The following is a 15,955-nucleotide window of genomic DNA, read 5'->3' on the forward strand; positions in this document are numbered from 1 at the left end:
GGTCCGGTGCCGTCACATCCCTCAGTGAAAGGAGGCACGGCCGTGCCTGACACTTCCGCGCCCGACCCGCATCCCGCAGGGACGGAGGCCGAGCACGAACCGGTCGCCATCATCGGTGTCGGACTGCGTTTTCCCGGCGACAACGACACCCTCGACGAGTTCGAGGCGTTCCTCCGCGCAGGAGGCTCGGGCATCCGGCCGGTGCCGGAGGACCGTTGGGACGTGCCCGCCTTCACCCCGCACAACGACGAGGACCGGGGAAAGGTCCGCACGGCGGGCGGGGGCTTCCTCGACAACATCGACCGGTTCGACGCGCAGTTCTTCAACATCTCCCCCAAGGAGGCCCAGTTCATCGACCCGCAGCAGCGGGTCATGCTGGAGACGGCCTGGCGTGCGCTGGAGGATGCCAACCTCGATCCCGCGGCCCTGCGCCACGGATCCGGCGGCGTCTACATCGGCACCAGCCAGATCGACTACGCGCTGGAGCTCGACTCGCTGCCGTACGAGGACCTGGACGGCCATCTGGCCTCGGGCATCACCGCCTTCCCGATCTCCGGCCGGGTGTCCTACTTCCTCGGCTGGCGGGGGCCGAGCATGAGTGTCGACACCGCGTGCGCCTCCTCGCTGACCGCGCTGCACCTGGCGGTCGGCGGCCTGCGCCGCGGGGAGTGCGACATCGCACTGGCGGGCGGGGTGAACCTCCTGCACCATCCGCGGATCTTCGTGATGTTCTCCAACGGCAACATGATGGCTCCGGACGGCCGGTGCAAGACCTTCGACGAGTCTGCGGACGGGTACTCCCGCGCCGAGGGGGCGGGGGCCCTCGTGCTGAAGCGGCTCTCCGACGCCCAGCGGGACGGCGACCGGATCCTGGCCGTCGTACGGGGCACGGCGATCGGCCAGAACGGCGAGAGCGCCGGCCTCACGGTCCCCAACGGCACCGCCCAGGAACAGGTGATGCACCAGGCGCTGGCCGACGCGGGGCTGAAGCCCGGCGACATCCAGTACGTCGAGGCGCACGGCACCGGTACCCCGCTGGGCGATCCCATCGAGATGGGTGCCATCTGCGACGTGTTCTCGGACTCCCACACCAAGGAGGAGCCGATCAACGTCGCGTCGGTGAAGACCAATGTCGGTCACGCCGAGGCGACCGCCGGGGTCATGGGCGTGGTGAAGACCGTCCTGCAGCTGCGGTCGGCGACGATCTTCCCGCATCTCAACCTCGTCAACCGCTCACCGCGCATCCCGTGGGACCGGTACGCGGTGGACGTGCCCACCGAGTGCCGTCCGTGGAAGGCGGAGACCCGGCGGGCGCTGGTGAACAGCTTCGGTTTCGCCGGAGCCATCGCCGCGGCGGTGCTGGAGGAGGCTCCGGAGGGTCCCGTGGCGGAGCCCCCGCACACGGGCGAGGGCGGGCATCTCCTCACCCTTTCGGCGAAGAACCGCAAGGGCCTGCGCCTCCAGGTCGAGGCCTACCGGGCGTTCCTCGACGAGCAGCCGGACACACCGGTGGGCGACCTCTGCTACACGGCCAACGTCGGCCGCAGCCACTTCAACCAGCGGATCGCGGCCGTCGTGCACGACCGCGGCCAGCTGGCCCGTTTCCTCGACAAGCAGGCGGCCCGTCTCGAGAGCGACGAAAGGGGAACCGGTGACTTCCGCAAGACGGCCTTCCTGTTCACCGGGCAGGGTGCGCAGTACCCGGGCATGGGGCGCCCGCTCTACGAGCAGTTCCCCGTCTTCCGGGACTGTGTGGACGAGTGCGACCGGCTGTTCGCCCCGCTCGTGGGCCGGTCCGTGCGGGACCTGCTCCTCGACCGGGCCGAGGACGGCGACGCAGTCCACCGGACCCGTTACACGCAACCGGCTCTGTTCACCCTCGAATACGCCCTGGCCCGGCTGTGGCTCTCGTGGGGAGCACGGCCGAACGCCCTGATCGGCCACAGCATCGGCGAGGTGGTGGCCGCCGCGGTCGCGGGGCTGTTCAGCCTCGAGGACGCCGTGACACTGGTCGCCCACCGAGGCCGCCTCATGCAGTCGGTGACCGCCCCCGGCGGCATGGCCGCGGTGGGGGCGCCGGCGCAGGAGGTGGCTCCGTATCTGGAGGGGTACGCCGATCTCACCGTCGCCGGGATCAACTCCCCGCAGCAGTGCGTGATATCGGGCGGGGACGCCTCGCTGGCCGAGGTCACCGCCGTACTGGAGGAGCGTGGGCTCAAGGTCAGCCGGCTCGCGGTCTCGCACGCGTTCCACTCCCCTCTGATGGCGGAGGTGTACGAGGAGTTCCGCGCCGCCCTGGCGGGCATCGTCTTCCACGAGCCGTCGTTCACGCTGATCTCCAACGTCACGGGCAGGGTCGCCCGGCCCGCCGAGCTGATGACCGCCGACTACTGGGTGCGCCACATCGGCGCCCCGGTGGACTTCCTCCAGGGGATGCGGACACTGGAACGCCGTGGACGGCACGTCCTGATCGAGATGGGCCCGGCGGCCACGCTGTCCGGCCTGGCCCGGGCGTGCGTCGAGCCGGAGGACCACCGCTGGCTGACCAGTCTCGGCAAGGCGGACACGGACGGGTCGGCGATCCGCGCCTCCGTCGCCCAGTTCTACACGGCGGGCCTGCCGGTGGACTGGGCCGAGTACCACCGGGGCCGTGAGGGGCGGCGCATCCACCTGCCGCACTACTCGTTCGACCGCAAGCGGTACTGGCTGCCCGTGAAGGGGGAGCGTCACGGCCTGGGAGCGGGGGCGGGATCGGGTCCCGCCGTCCATCCGCTGCTCGGCCAGGAGGTCACCGGCTCCGCGGGCGTGCCGGACGGCGTACGGGAGTTCTCCGCGAGGCTGTCCCCGCACAAGCCCGCCTATCTCGCCGACCACGTCGTCGGGGAGCAGGTGGTCCTGCCGGGCACCGGCTACCTCGAGATCCTGCTCGCGTTGCAGGACGCGGTGTACGGCGAGACGAGCCGGCCCGTCCTCGACGTGGAGATGAAGGAGGCCATGTTCCTGCCGGAGGAGGGCGTGGTCGAGGTGCGCACCCGGCTCCGGCCCCGGGACGACGGATCGGCGACGGTCGAGGTGCTGAGCCTCGCGGCGGGTCAGGACGGGGCGATCGAGCGGCTGCACACGACCGCCACCCTCGCCGCCGGCCCGGCGGCTCCGAGCGGCCTGGCCGACGAACTGCGCGCACTGGCCGACGCGGCCGGGGAGCCCGAGGACGTGCTCGGCGCGGACGAGGTCTACTCCGCCTACGCCGCGGCGGGGCTGCCGTACGGCCCCGAGTTCCGCCGGATGCGGGAGGTCGCCCGCTGCGACAGCACCCTGGCCGTCGGCGAGCTGGAGGGCCTGCCCGCCGACGCGGTCGGACACGCTCCGCCGGCTCTGCTGGACGCGGCCACCCATGCGTTCGCCGCGATCGGCGACGACGGGAGCAGCTATCTCCCGGTCCGGTTCGGCCACTTCCAGCTCTTCAAGAAGCCCAAGGGCGAGCTGCTGCGTGTGGTGGTGCGACGCTCCCCGGGTGAGCTTCCGGGCGTGGACATCTCCCTCGACCTGGTGGTGTTCGAGGGTGACCGGCCGGTGTACGAGCTGCGAGGGCTCGGCCTGAAGCGGATGGCCGGCATCGGGCGGGCCGGACGGCGCTTCCTGCACGAAGTGCACTGGGTCAAGCGGTCCCTGGTGTCGCAGCCCCTGCCGGAGAACCGGAGCGTGCTCGTTCTGGGGCGTACGGCCGCGGAGCTGCCCGGTCTCGTGGCCGCGGCGGCGGACAGCGGTGTCGTCCTGCGCTTCGCGCCGGACCCGGGTGCCGTGGCGGACACGCTGCGCACGGAACGGGTCACGGACGTCGCGTGGTTCTGGCGGCCGGGAGACGGCGGGGCGGGCAGGGACGGCCTGCGGTCGGAGGCCGAACACAACTTCGGCGGCCTCCTCGGTCTGCTCCGCGTCCTCGACGAGACGGGATTCGGCCGTGATCAGCGGCTGTGGCTGCTCACCGAGGAGGGTCAGTACCTCCCCGGTGACACGGTCGGCGATGCCCCGTGCGCCGCGGCGAGCCTCTGGGGCTTCGGGCAGGTGGTGCTCAACGAGTACCCCGCCTATCGCACGACGCTGATCGACCTGCCGGCCGGCGGGGGCGGCGCCGAGCTGGCGGCGGAGTGGAGCTCCCGTGACGGCGGTGAGTTCCAGCTGGCGTTCCGCGGGGGGCACCGTCATGTGCGGCGGATGGTGCCGGCCGCTCCCTTCGCCCCGAGTGACGAGAACGTCGAGCTGGCGGTGCAGGAGTACGGGCAGTTCTCCGGGATCAGGCAGCAGCCGGCGCAGGACGTCGTCCCGGCCGGTGACCAGATCCAGGTGCAGGTGCGTGCGGCGGGGCTCAACTTCAAGGACGTGCTCAACGCCCTCGGGATGCTGGCGGAGTTCGGCGAGCAGCCTCTGGGTTTCGAGTGCGCGGGCACGGTGGTGGCGGCGGGTCCGGAGGCGACGTTCCGCCCCGGGGACGAGGTCGTCGTCAACTATCTCGGCGTGTTCAAGCGCCGCATCACCGTTCCTTCGGCCGTCGCCGTGGCCAAGCCCGCCGGGCTGAGCATGACGGACGCGGCCGGGCTGATGTCCGTCTACGTGACCGCCTACTACGCGCTGCACACCCTGGGCGGGATGAAGGCCGGGGACAAGGTGCTGGTGCACGCCGCCGCGGGCGGGGTGGGTCAGGCCGCGGTGCGGCTGGCCCAGCTGGCCGGGGCGGAGGTCTTCGCCACCGCCAGTCCGCACAAGTGGCCGGTGCTGCGCGAGCAGGGCGTCGAGCACCTGATGCACTCGCGGACGCTGGACTTCGCGGACGAGGTCGACCGGATCACCGGAGGCACGGGGGTCGATCTCGTGCTCAACAGTCTCAACAAGGACTTCATCCCGGCGGGCATGCGGGCGCTGGGTGAGGGCGGGCGCTTCATCGAGCTCGGCAAGGTCGGGGCCTGGACCCCGGAACAGGTCCGGGCGCAGCGGCCGGACGTCACGTACCACAACTTCGATCTCAGCGAGCTGCCCGAGGACCGGTTGATCCCCGTCAACCAGGAGATCATGGCGAAGATCGCCGAGCTGGTCGGCGCGGGCCTGCTGCCCCCGCTGCCCACGACGGTCTACCAGCTCGACGAGGTGGAGGAGGCGTTCGGTGTCCTGAGCCGGGGCGCGAACGTGGGGAAGCTGGTCATCGACATGGAGGACGGCCGGCGCCCGGCCGCCCGCGAGGTCTCCGTGCGGCCCGACCGCACCTACCTGGTCACCGGCGGACTCGGCGGACTCGGTCTCGTCACCGCGGAGAAGCTCGTCGATCTGGGGGCCCGGCACATCGCGCTCGCCGGGCGCCGGACCGAGGCCGCGCCGGACGTGGCCCACCTGGAGAAGCGGCTGCGGGAGCGGGCCGAGGTGACGGTGTACCCCTGCGACATCGCGGAGGCCGCGGACGTGGCGGCGCTCTTCGCCGAGCTCGGGCAGGGGCCGCCGGTGGGTGGCATCGTGCACTCGGCCGGGGTCGTCGACGACAAACCGGTCTCCGCACTGACCTGGGAGGACATCGACACGGTCTTCAGGGCCAAGGTCTACGGGAGCTGGCTGCTCCACGAGGCGTCCGCGCACCTGCCGGAGCTGGACTTCTTCGTCGGATACTCCTCGGCGGCCTCGGTCGTGGGCGCCATGAGCCAGGGCAACTACGCGGCGGCGAACGCCTTCCTGGACGACCTGATGCGCCGCCGGGCCGCCACCGGGCTCCCCGGGCTCAGCGTCAACTGGGGGCCGTGGGGTGAGGTCGGCATGTCCGCGCGCCTCAGCGACCAGCTCATCAGGCGGTGGGCGGACGAGGGGGTGCGGCTGTTCACCCCCGCGCGTGGCACCCGGACCCTGGCCTCGCTGCTGGGCGCACCGGTGGCCCAGGTCCTCGCGGGCGAGTGCGACTGGGACATGTTCACCGCGACGAAACCGCTCGACAACGCCCTCTACCGCGAGCTCCTCGGCAGGAGCGCGACGGCTGCCCGGGGGCTGGACCTGGACGCGCTCCTGGCGCTGCCGGCCGAGGAGCGGGCCACGGCCGTCGAGGAGTTCGTCCGCGCCCGCGTCGCGGCGGTCCTGCACATGGAGGACCTGGAGAGTGTCGATCCGTCGACGCCGTTCGGCCAACTGGGTCTGGACTCCCTGATGTCGGTCGAGTTGAAGAACGCGCTGGAGTCCGCCTTCCGGGTTCCGTTCCCCGCCTCGGTCGTGTTCGACCACCCCTCGGCCGCTCTGCTGGCGGAGTTCATCGGCGGCCAGATCGCGCGGCCCTCGGAGCCGGCCGCCTGATCCGAACCGGCTCCGTAACGGGCCTCCGCGACCGTGTCATCACGGTCGCGGAGGCCCTTCCATCCATGACAAGGAGTGCTCACCCATGTCCGATCACAGGGCCGCCGGCCAGGGACGCTGGCTGCAGCCGGCCGAGACCGATCCGCAGGCCGCGATGCGGCTCGTGCTGTTCCACTACGCGGGCGGCGCGGCCTCCATGTACCGGGACTGGCCCGCCCATCTGGGCGACGACATCGCGTGCCAGTTCATCCAGCTGCCCGGGCGCCAGGAGCGGCGCTCGGAGACCCCCTTCGTCGACTTCGACGCCCTGATCCAGACCCTGGTGGACGAGGTGAGCGCCGAGCTCGACGACCGCCCCTTCGCCTTCTTCGGGCACTGCATGGGCGGCCAGATCGCCTACCGGCTCGCGGTCGAGATGGAGCGGGCCTGGGGCCGCGGGCCTTCGCTGGTCGGGGTCTCCTCCTGGGCACCGGAGGGTTTCCGGACCGTGCCCCCGGAGCAGGCGGACGTGCCCGAGGCCGAGCTGCTGGAGTGGGTGAAGGCGCTGGGTTCGCTCCCCGAGGAGATCTACCGGGACCGGGAGATGCTGCGTCTGGTCCTGCCGGCGATGCGGGCGGATCTGCTGGCGTGTGCGAGCTACACCGACGACGGCCTCGCGACGTCGTGCCCGATCGTCACCTACAGCGCCAAGAACGACCCGCTGGTGGAGTCGTCCGCCATGGCGTGCTGGAGTGACCGCACGCCCGACTACCTCGGCAACAGTGAATTCCGCGGCGGCCACTTCTTCATCCACGAGGAGTCGCTCGCCGTCTCGGCCGACTTCACGCGGCTGATGCGCAGGTACGCCGCACCGGCCGGGCGGCACTGAGCGCGGCGGAGGGAACGACGGAGGGGCCGCCCGGCAGTCCGGGCGGCCCCTTCGCCGTCGGCTCAGAAGGTGGGCGGCCGGTCGGTGTACTGGTAGGCGCAGGCGATCCTGCCGTCGTCCGCGAGGACGAAGAGGTTCGTTCCCGTGGAAAGCGCCTCGCCCGTCTCGGTGGACAGGAGCACCCAGCCGAAGCGCACCGAGTTGTGCAGCCCCACCGCGTCGTGCTGGGAGACGAAGCGGTGGGCGACGCCGCGCTCGGCGTAGTAGTCCTGCGCGAACCGGACCTGTTCGGCGATCTCCGCGTGGCCGCGGACGTGGCGCACCTCGTTGACGTACTCGCCGTCCTCCGACCAGAGTTCGGCCACGGCCGCGCTCACCACGTCGGGGTCCTTCTCCATCCACAGCGAGACGTAGCGCTCAGCCAGGTGGTTGTAACCGGTCATGTCCGTTCTCCTGTCGTCGCGTGCCGATGACGGACGCCGGACGGGCTTCGAGGAGCTCCGTCCGGCGTCCGGGAACTGGTCGGCGGTCCGCCGGGTCCGCCGTTACTTGCCGTCCTTGCCGCGCGGCAGCAGCTGGACCAGCACGGCCAGGACGACGCCGACGGCCGCCGAGTAGAACAGGCTGACGTTGTACGCGTGCCCGTAGCCGGCCGGCCCGTCCTCCGTGGAGACCGCGCCGTAGAAGATCACACCGATGATCGCCACTCCGAGGGAGTTGCCGAGCTGGAGCGCCGTGGTGAGCACCCCGGACGCGGCGCCGGCGATCTGGGGCTTGACCCGGGTCAGGACGGTGGAGGCGAGCGGCGCCACGACCAGGCCCATACCGGCTCCGTCGAGGAAGAGCCCGGGCACGAGCCACCAGGCGCTGCCCTCGACGCCGTTGGCGGCCACGGCGAGGCCGGTCAGCACCAGGCCGACCGTGGTGAGCAGCCCGCCGAGGGTGAGCACCTGCCGGCCGAGCTTCGCGGCGAAGCGGTGCGCGGTGGCGGAGGTGGCCATGTAACCGAGGCCGAGCGCCGTGAAGACCACGCCGGCGCCCAGCGGGTCCAGTCCCCTGCCGTACTGCAGGAAGAGGGCGAGGATCAGGAAGTAGGAGGCCTGTCCCATCCAGAAGACCAGCTGCACCAGAAGACCCGCGGTGAAGGCCCGGTCGCGGAACATGGCGGGATCGATGAGTGCGGAGCCGCTCCTGCCGATCAGCCGCTTCTCGTACGCGAAGAAGAGCGCGAAGAGCACGGCGGAGGCGGCCAGCGAGCCCCAGATCCACATCGGCCAGCCCTGCTCGCGGCCCTGGATCAGCGGGATGAGGAGGGCCACGAGGGCGCCGGTGACGAGCACCATGCCCACCGGGTCGAGCCGGGACTTCACCTCGGCCTTGGACTCCGGGACGAACCGCGGGGTGAGGAGCAGGGCGACGACGCCGATCGGCACGTTGATGAGGAAGCAGGCCCGCCAGCCGAGGCCGAAGACGTCGGCCCGCATGAGACCGCCGCCGATGAGCTGGCCGAAGACCGCGGCCACTCCCATCACGAAGCCGTACATGCTGAAGGCGCGGGCCTGGGCCTTTCCGCTGTACACCGTGCGGAGTACGGCGAGGACCTGCGGGGCGGTGAGCGCGGCGGCGACGCCCTGGGCCAGGCGGCCCACGACGAGGACTCCCGAGTTCGGCGCGATGCCGCAGAAGACCGAGGCCAGCGTGAAGAGCGCCATGCCGGTCATGAAGACGGCACGCCGGCCGAACATGTCACCCAGACGCCCGCCGGTGATGAGGCCCGCGCCGTACGTCAGCCCGTAGCCGGCGACGATCCACTGGACCGCCGCCTCGCTGGCGTGCAGCTCCTGCTGGGTGGCGGGCAGGGCCACGTTGACGATGAAGAAGTCGAGTACCGCCATGAAGAGGCCGGTCAGGACGATCCACATGGTCGCGGAGCCGGGTTCGGTGGTCGGAGCGTCCGGCCCCGTGGCCGGAGCAGCTGCCGGTCTGGCACTACTGGTGGTCATGGAAACTCCCGATCATCATGATGGCGCTGCGGTGAGCGAGGTGGCTGGTGTGGATGCCCTGGTAGGCCACCGACCGGAATGTCCCACGGCAGTTCGTCTCGGGCCAGGTACTCCGACATCGACCGCATATGAAGCATTCACATGCCTGCGGCCGCTGTTCGAGATCAGGCCGAGGGAGCGAAGAGCTGCGGAAACACCTCGGTGCCGAGGTGGTCCAGCAGCTGGTTCACGGTGGGGCTGTTGAAGAGCAGCGTGGTGCTGACGGGGCGCCCGAGGAGCTCTTCGAGGCGTTGCTTGACCTCGGTGATCCGCAGGGAGGTGAACCCGAGTTCGAAATAGCTCGTGTCGAGGGGAAGTTCCTCGTCGTCCGTCATGAGCAGAGTCGCCCTGAACTCGGCGGCGATCAGTGCCTCGAGCGCGTCACGGCGCTCGGAACGGGGCAGGTCCAGGAGTTCCTGGACGGCGGGGTACATCTCGGTCTCGGCCGAGGCCGGTATGGCGGGCACGCGTGCCTCCGGAGGCGGTGAGTGGTGTCCTGGTCGGTCTCCTGCGCACTCCGGGCCGGAACCCGCCGCCCACGCGAAGGCGGTGGCCGGCCTCGGCCCGGAGTGGTTTGTACGGTGGGGGTGTCGGCGGTCGGGGTTCAGCGCGGGCCGGGGCGGCCCGCCATTGTCAGCCGTCGATGAACTGGTGGTCGCTCTTGATGCGCCCCTCCTTGTCGAGGACGATGAAGTCGAAGCCGACGCCCCTCACCTCACCGCTCGCCAGGTGGAGCATCTCCCAGTTGAAGCGCACCGCGTCGTGGTGGCCGTTGGCGTTGTCGACGGCCCGGAAGACGTGCTCACCGGGCTTGACGAACTGCTCGTAGGCCTCGAGGAACCGTGCCTCCAGCTGCTCGTGGCCGTGGAACTCCCGCGTCGGGGTGTAGTGCACGGCGTCCGGCGCGAAGAGCTCGACGATCTTCGTTCGCCGGGCTCCCGCCTCCGCCTCGTTCCACGCGTCGATGTAGCGCCGGGCGAAGTCGTTCAGGTCGCTCATTGGTTCCTCTCTCGTCACTTCTCTGCAACCGGCGAGACCGGTTTGTCCTGCGGTCGGGTGATGTATGCGCCGGGAAAGGTCACGCCCTGTACCGGCGGCCCCGATGGTGGCACGCCGCAGTCGTCCCCGAACCGCCCTTGGTGAGCTTTTGGTCAGCTTCGTACGCCGGCCTCGGGCCTGATGGGATCGCGCAGTTCACGGCGCAGGACCTTGCCGGTGGGGTTGCGCGGGAGCCGGTCCACGAACTCGTACCGGGTGGGGATCTTGAAGTCGGCGATCCGCCCACGCAGCGCCACCATGAGCTGACGCCCCGTCACTTCGTGCCCCGGCCGCAGCACGACGACGGCCTTCGTGATCTCACCGAACCGGTCGTCCCGCACCCCGACCACCACGACGTCGGCCACCGCGGGGCTCGCGGCCCGCAGGGCGTTCTCGACCTCGGCCGGGTAGATGTTCTGGCCGGCGACGATGATCATGTCGTTGATGCGGTCGCAGACGAAGAGGTAGCCGTCCTCGTCGAGGTAGCCGGCGTCCGGCATCTTCAGCCAGCCGTCGTCGAGGGCCTCGCGGGTGGCGGCGGGGTTGCCCCAGTACTCCACGAAGCGCGCCGGCGTACGCACCGAAATCTGGCCGATTTCACCAGGGGCGACGGGCTTGCCCTCACCGTCCAGGATGCGTATCTCGTTGCCGGGGCACACCCGCCCCGCCGAGAGGGCCTTCGGCCCACCGGGGACGTGCTCGGCCGGCGTCAGGCAGGTGACCACGCTCCCGGTCTCGGCCGAGGCATACATCTGTGCGAGTTCGCTGCCGAACTCGTCGATGCAGCGCCGCATCAGCTCGGCGGGCATCGGGGCGCCGCCGTACGTCACCTTCCGCAGCGACGCGAACGCCTCGGGGCCCGCGGCCGGCTCGTCCAGCATCATCTGGAGCATCGCCGGTGCGCAGAACGTGGTGGTCACCCGGTGCTCGGCGATCAGCCTGACCGCTTCCTCGGGGATGAAGATCGGCATGACGACGCTGGTCGCCCCTGCGACCAGGTTGAACATGAACCACGCCATCCCGCCGGAGTGCAGCCCCGGGAAGGAGATCAGGGCGACGTCGTCCGGCAGCCAGTCGATCCAGTCCAGGCCGGCCCGCTCCATCCCGTCCTGGAAGGTGAAGTAGGTGCGGTGCGCCAGGACCACCCCCTTGGGCAGTCCCGTCGTGCCGCTGGTGTACATCTGGAGGATGGAGTCGTCGGTGCTCGCGCCCCCGCCGGTCTCCGTCTCCGGACGCCCCGCCTTCCACGCGAGGAATCCGGACCCGCGGACCGGCCCGTCGTCCGTCACGACGATCTCGGTGAGCTCCGGCAGCTCCTCCCGCAGGGCGTCGGCGATGTGCCGGAACTGGGGTTCCACGAACAGCAGCCGGGCGCCCGAGTCGCGCAGCACGTGGTCCACCTCGGGAGCCGTCAGGCGCCAGTTGACCGGCACCATCACGAGACCGGCCTTGATCACGCCCAGCACGAGGTCGTAGTAGTGCTCCGACTCCCTTCCCAGGTAGGCCACCCGGCTGCCCGGGGCCAGGCCCGTCGCGCGGAGCGCGTGGGCGGTACGGTTGCTCTCCCGGTCGAGCCGCGCGTAGGTCACCTGCCGCCCCTCGCAGATGATCGCCGGGTGGTCCGGCCTCTGCCGCGCGTGCAGCCGCAGCCGCGCCGTGATCGTGGCCGGGTCCTGACCAGTCATCCTGTCGCTCCTTGTCCGTCTGTCGGCAGCGCGGCCCCGGCCAGGTGCAGCCGGACCGCTTCGTTGAGCAGCGCCAGGAAGTCCCCGACGCTGCAGACCATCGGGTCGAGCCGTGGCGGGGGCGGCGCGGGGAGGTCCGGCCACACCCCGCCGAGCGGGCCCGACTGGGGGGTCACGGCGTGCGCCGGTGCGCCGGCCCGGCCGTGACCAGGGCTTCGGGGCCGGGCTCCGGCGGTGCGGGGTCCCGCGTCTCGACCCCGGCGAGCCGGGCGTACCGTGCGGGCCGGGCGGAGCGGATCCACAGGGCGTAGCCGACGCCGATCACGCCGGAGCCGAGGACGACCCAGGGCAGGGCAGCCACCACGGGGTTCGTGGTGCCGGTCATGGTGTCGAAATTGGCCACCACCAGGACCGTGGCCAGGGAGAGCCCGGCGAAGCCGAGCACCGGGGCGAGCCGGGTGTTCCACCAGTGGCCGTCGCCGCGGTTGCGGAAGAAGCCGATGACGGAGAGGCAGGCCAGTGCCTGGAGCACCACGATGCCGACCGTGCCCAGTCCCAGCATGCTGGTGGTGAGCCCCATGTACGGGTCGAGCCCGGCCAGTGCGAACGCCGTGGCCACCACGGCGCTGAAGCCGGTCTGCGCCAGGCCGGCCCGGTGAGGCGAGCGGAAGCGGCGGTGCACGGCGGACAGCCCGGCCGGCATGACCTTCTCCCGCCCGAGGACGAACATGTAGCGGTTGGCGGCGTTGTGCAGCGCCAGCCAGCTCGCGAACAGGCTGAGGCAGAGCAGGAGCTGCATGAGCGAGGTGAGCGCGCTGGTGAGGTAGTCGTCGCTGAGGTTGAGGAACAGGTCTCCGAGTTCCCGGGTGGCGACCTCCTGCACCCGCGTCGCTCCCACCGCTCCCACGGCGAGCCAGCTGATGAGGCCGTAGAAGAGGGCGATCAGGGACACGGCGATGTAGGTGGCCCGCGAGACGGTGCGCTCCGGGTGGTGTGCCTCCTCGCCGTACAGGGCCGCCGACTCGATGCCGATGAACGAGATGAAGGCGAACATCATCGACACCCCGATGCCCGCGCCGGTGACCGTGTGCGCGGAGAACGAGGTGGACGGCAGTGCGGATCCTCCGCGGTCGAGGAGGATCGCGGCACCCAGCGCGAGGAGGATGCCCACCTCGCAGATCAGCACGACGGCGAGCACCCGGGCGCTGACGTCGATCTGCCGGTAACCGAGCACGGCGACGGCGGCCAGACCGGCCGCGGCCCACAGTTCCCACGGAAGGTCCAGCCCGTGGGAGGCGCCGACCAGCTGCGCGAAGTAGGCGAAGGCGCCGAGCAGTCCGGCGGAGGCGGCGTTGTACGCGACCACCGCGATCAGTCCCCCGCCGACCGCCGCGGGCCGGCCGAGCCCGCACGAGATGTACGTGTAGAAGCCGCCGGCGTTGACGACCCGCCGGCTGATGGCGGCGTACCCGGAGCAGAAGCACATCAGGGTCAGGCCGCTGAAGACGAACATGGCCGGCACCCCGGCGCCGTTGCCGAGCGCGAAGGCGAGCGGGACGGTTCCCACCATGGCCGCGAGGGGTGCGGCGGCGGCGATGATCAGGAAGACGATCTTGGGTGTGGTCAGGGTGCGGGACAGCCCACCGTCCTCGGACGGTGGCGAGGGCTCACTCATGGTTCCTCCCGATGGCGGTGGGTGGAGGAGAGGCCGGCGCCGCCGGCCGCCCCGTGCGTCAGCCGGTGGTGGCCAGTCGGCTCTCCAGCAGGGCCACGACGGCGTCGAGCCGCCCCGCCTCCACCATCTCGTCGTCGGTGACGCGCGCCCCGAGGGTCTCCAGCTGCATGGACAGCTCGACCAGGTCGAGGGAGTCCAGACCGAGGTCGTCCAGGGTCGCGCCCTCGACGAAGTCCTCCTCGGCCACGTTGAAGCTCGTCATCAGGATCTTCTTGATCTGCTCGTACACGACTTCCTCCTCGGGAGTGCGGGTTCAGGCGGTCAGGGCCGGTACGTCCGGCCAGACGAGGGTGGTCGCGCCCCACGTGACGCCACCGCCGAAGGCGGCGATCAGTGTGCGGTCGCCCGGGCTCAGGAGCCCGGCGGCTGCCGACTCGGTGAGCAGCAGCGGTACGGAGGCGGCGGCGGTGTTGCCGACCCTGTCGATGTTGGAGAGGCGGTGGGCCCCCGCGGGGACGCCGAGCCGGTCGGCGACGGCCCCGATGATGCGGGCGTTGGCCTGGTGGGCCGCGAACCGGTCCACCTCTGCCGCCTCCCAGCCGGCCAGGTCCAGCGCCTCGCGGGCCACCGCGGTGGTGCGCTCCACGGCGTGCCGGTAGGTGTCGGAGCCGTTCATCCGGAAGTAGTGGTCGGCCAGGGGGGCGACGGCGCCGGAGGTCCGCTGGCGGGACCCGCCCGCGGGTATCCGGATCAGGTCGCTCTGCCCGCCGTCGCTGCCGAGCAGGACACGGCCGATGGCCCCCGGTTCGGCGGGGTCGCCGGCCCTCAGCACGACCGCCCCTGCCCCGTCGCCGAAGATGGGTACGGTCGAACGGTCGGCGGGGTCGAGGATCGAGGTGAAGGTCTCCGCGCCGATGACCAGCACACGCTGGGCCATCCCCGCGGCGATCATCCCGGCGGCGGTGCCCAGTCCGTAGAGGAAGCTGGTGCACACCGCCGACACGTCGAACGCGGCCACGCCGGTGAGCCCGAGCCGGGTCGCCACCTCGGGCGCGGTGGCAGGGCAGAGGCGGTCCGGGGTGGTCGTACCGAGGACGACGGCGTCGGCTTCGGTGACGCCCGCGGCCTTGAGCGCCAGTTCGGCGGCCGTGACCGCGAGGTCCCCGGTCGACGTACCGGGGTCGACGCGGTGCCTCGACGCGATGCCCGTGCGCCGCCTGATCCACTCGTCCGAGGTGTCCAGATAGGCGGCGAGCTCGTCGTTGGTCACCGCGCGCGGGGGTACGCAGGCTCCGAGCCCGCTGATCACCGCGGCGGGCCCGCGGCAGTGGTGGCCGGTGGTCATCGCCGTCAGCCGATCCGCATGACGGCGGGGTCGAGGCCCATGTACGCGAAGCGGCTCTCGGCCATCTCGTCCGTCCAGCGCTCGGCGAGGTCGTAGCGCTCCTCGGGGGTGGTGTCGAGCAGCAGGCGGCCGGGGAAGACCTCGTAGTCCCGGATGAGGTCGGCGTGGTCGTGCATGCCCTTCTGGAAGAGCTCCTCGCGCTCCAGGACGTAGGCGCGGTCCGGGATCTCGTCCCACAGGGCGCGGCCACGCTCCAGGATGTCCGTCAGCCGCGGCAGGTAACCGGGGTCCGCCAGGAGGTGGTCGCGGACGACGGTGCTGCCCACCGAGAGATGGCGGATCTCGTCGATCGAGGCGCCGCGTGCGATCGCGCCGGCGGCCGGGTCGAGCACGTTCCACTTGCGCTCGCTGAGTTCGGCGGCGGGGGCCAGGACGCCCTCGATGACGATGGTGAACACCGCCACCCCGCCGATGAAGTCCCCCTCGTCCCGCACCGCACGCAGGGCGAAGTCCAGGATCGGGTCCACCACGTCGCGGGTGTACGCGCCCGACACCCGCTCGACGGTGGCGTGCAGGTCGCCGGCGGGGACACCGAGCTCCAGCAGGTGGTTGCGGAAGACCATCGCGTGCCGCGCCTCGTCGAGCAACTGGGTCGAGAAGAACTCCAGTTCGGGCGTGCCGGGGGCCGCTGCGACGTAGTGCGCGAGCGCCTTGGTGGCCTCCGTCTCGGCGACCGCACGGCAGCCCAGTTCCATGATCAGGGCGTCGCGCAGCGGGCCGGGCCTGCGCATGTGCTCGGGGGTGGTCTCCTCGGTGGAGTGTCCCGTCCGGGCCCGCCCGAGCAGGGTGCCCTGTGCCACGCCGGAGAGCCAGTAGGCGAGATCGCACTGCTGCGGCGTCAGGTTGAGGTTCTTCGCCCCGTCGAGGAGACCGGGTGCGGTGTCCCACCCTGTTTCGGCGGGTATCTGGCTGGTCATCGCT

At 71.3% G+C, this 15,955-nt stretch carries 12 protein-coding genes; 2 read left to right on the forward strand and 10 right to left on the reverse strand.

Annotated features, from left to right (window positions below):
• The first annotated feature begins 42 nt into the window (after positions 1 to 42).
• Both ACFY8O_RS25015 and ACFY8O_RS25020 read left to right on the forward strand, forming a co-directional pair.
• The gene (locus ACFY8O_RS25015; protein ID WP_387905921.1) at positions 43 to 6,321 is read left to right on the forward strand and encodes a type I polyketide synthase; all 6,279 of its coding nucleotides are present in this window, start codon (positions 43 to 45) and stop codon (positions 6,319 to 6,321) included.
• Positions 6,322 to 6,406: 85 nt separating this feature from the next.
• Positions 6,407 to 7,189, forward strand: coding sequence for a thioesterase II family protein (locus tag ACFY8O_RS25020; RefSeq protein WP_387905924.1), 783 nt, complete (start codon positions 6,407 to 6,409; stop codon positions 7,187 to 7,189).
• Between the two features lie 62 nt (positions 7,190 to 7,251).
• Here the strand turns inward: ACFY8O_RS25020 and ACFY8O_RS25025 are convergent, their stop codons facing one another.
• The 10 genes from ACFY8O_RS25025 to ACFY8O_RS25070 form a co-directional block, all read right to left on the reverse strand.
• The gene (locus ACFY8O_RS25025; RefSeq protein WP_145809718.1) at positions 7,252 to 7,632 is read right to left on the reverse strand and encodes a nuclear transport factor 2 family protein; all 381 of its coding nucleotides are present in this window, start codon (positions 7,630 to 7,632) and stop codon (positions 7,252 to 7,254) included.
• Positions 7,633 to 7,734: 102 nt separating this feature from the next.
• Positions 7,735 to 9,192 carry an MFS transporter gene (locus ACFY8O_RS25030; protein WP_145809720.1) on the reverse strand — a complete coding sequence of 486 codons (1,458 nt, stop codon included), beginning with the start codon at positions 9,190 to 9,192 and terminating at the stop codon, positions 7,735 to 7,737.
• Positions 9,193 to 9,356: 164 nt separating this feature from the next.
• The gene (locus tag ACFY8O_RS25035) at positions 9,357 to 9,698 is read right to left on the reverse strand and encodes an acyl carrier protein (protein WP_387905928.1); all 342 of its coding nucleotides are present in this window, start codon (positions 9,696 to 9,698) and stop codon (positions 9,357 to 9,359) included.
• A 166-nt stretch (positions 9,699 to 9,864) separates the two neighbouring features.
• The gene (locus ACFY8O_RS25040) at positions 9,865 to 10,230 is read right to left on the reverse strand and encodes a nuclear transport factor 2 family protein (protein ID WP_145809722.1); all 366 of its coding nucleotides are present in this window, start codon (positions 10,228 to 10,230) and stop codon (positions 9,865 to 9,867) included.
• 152 nt (positions 10,231 to 10,382) lie between these two features.
• Positions 10,383 to 11,954 (reverse strand): long-chain-fatty-acid--CoA ligase, encoded by a 1,572-nt coding sequence (locus ACFY8O_RS25045; protein ID WP_387905932.1) that lies wholly within the window; start codon positions 11,952 to 11,954, stop codon positions 10,383 to 10,385.
• Positions 11,951 to 12,130: a hypothetical protein gene (locus tag ACFY8O_RS25050; RefSeq protein WP_387905933.1), complete on the reverse strand. Its 180-nt coding sequence runs from the start codon at positions 12,128 to 12,130 to the stop codon at positions 11,951 to 11,953. Before ACFY8O_RS25050 ends, ACFY8O_RS25045 begins: the two co-directional genes overlap by 4 nt.
• A complete protein-coding gene (locus ACFY8O_RS25055) occupies positions 12,127 to 13,629 on the reverse strand; it encodes an APC family permease (protein ID WP_145809727.1) in 1,503 nt (500 codons plus the stop codon). Before ACFY8O_RS25055 ends, ACFY8O_RS25050 begins: the two co-directional genes overlap by 4 nt.
• 58 nt (positions 13,630 to 13,687) lie before the next feature.
• Positions 13,688 to 13,918 carry a phosphopantetheine-binding protein gene (locus tag ACFY8O_RS25060; RefSeq protein ID WP_145809729.1) on the reverse strand — a complete coding sequence of 77 codons (231 nt, stop codon included), beginning with the start codon at positions 13,916 to 13,918 and terminating at the stop codon, positions 13,688 to 13,690.
• A 24-nt stretch (positions 13,919 to 13,942) separates the two neighbouring features.
• Positions 13,943 to 14,974 carry a beta-ketoacyl-ACP synthase III gene (locus ACFY8O_RS25065; protein WP_387905936.1) on the reverse strand — a complete coding sequence of 344 codons (1,032 nt, stop codon included), beginning with the start codon at positions 14,972 to 14,974 and terminating at the stop codon, positions 13,943 to 13,945.
• Between the two features lie 5 nt (positions 14,975 to 14,979).
• Positions 14,980 to 15,951, reverse strand: a complete 972-nt coding sequence (locus tag ACFY8O_RS25070) for a VlmB-like protein (RefSeq protein ID WP_387905938.1) — start codon at positions 15,949 to 15,951, stop codon at positions 14,980 to 14,982.
• Positions 15,952 to 15,955 lie beyond the last annotated feature (4 nt).

This window comes from Streptomyces argenteolus (assembly GCF_042902585.1).
GTDB lineage: Bacteria > Actinomycetota > Actinomycetes > Streptomycetales > Streptomycetaceae > Streptomyces > Streptomyces argenteolus.

Bases quoted from the DNA above. Each gene is read 5' to 3' on its own strand.
- ACFY8O_RS25020 (WP_387905924.1), top strand. From the start codon at position 6,407: ATGTCCGATCACAGGGCCGCCGGCCAGGGACGCTGGCTGCAGCCGGCC.
- ACFY8O_RS25025 (WP_145809718.1), bottom strand. From the start codon at position 7,632: ATGACCGGTTACAACCACCTGGCTGAGCGCTACGTCTCGCTGTGGATG.
- ACFY8O_RS25030 (WP_145809720.1), bottom strand. From the start codon at position 9,192: ATGACCACCAGTAGTGCCAGACCGGCAGCTGCTCCGGCCACGGGGCCG.
- ACFY8O_RS25040 (WP_145809722.1), bottom strand. From the start codon at position 10,230: ATGAGCGACCTGAACGACTTCGCCCGGCGCTACATCGACGCGTGGAAC.
- ACFY8O_RS25045 (WP_387905932.1), bottom strand. From the start codon at position 11,954: ATGACTGGTCAGGACCCGGCCACGATCACGGCGCGGCTGCGGCTGCAC.
- ACFY8O_RS25055 (WP_145809727.1), bottom strand. From the start codon at position 13,629: ATGAGTGAGCCCTCGCCACCGTCCGAGGACGGTGGGCTGTCCCGCACC.
- ACFY8O_RS25065 (WP_387905936.1), bottom strand. From the start codon at position 14,974: ATGACCACCGGCCACCACTGCCGCGGGCCCGCCGCGGTGATCAGCGGG.
- ACFY8O_RS25070 (WP_387905938.1), bottom strand. From the start codon at position 15,951: ATGACCAGCCAGATACCCGCCGAAACAGGGTGGGACACCGCACCCGGT.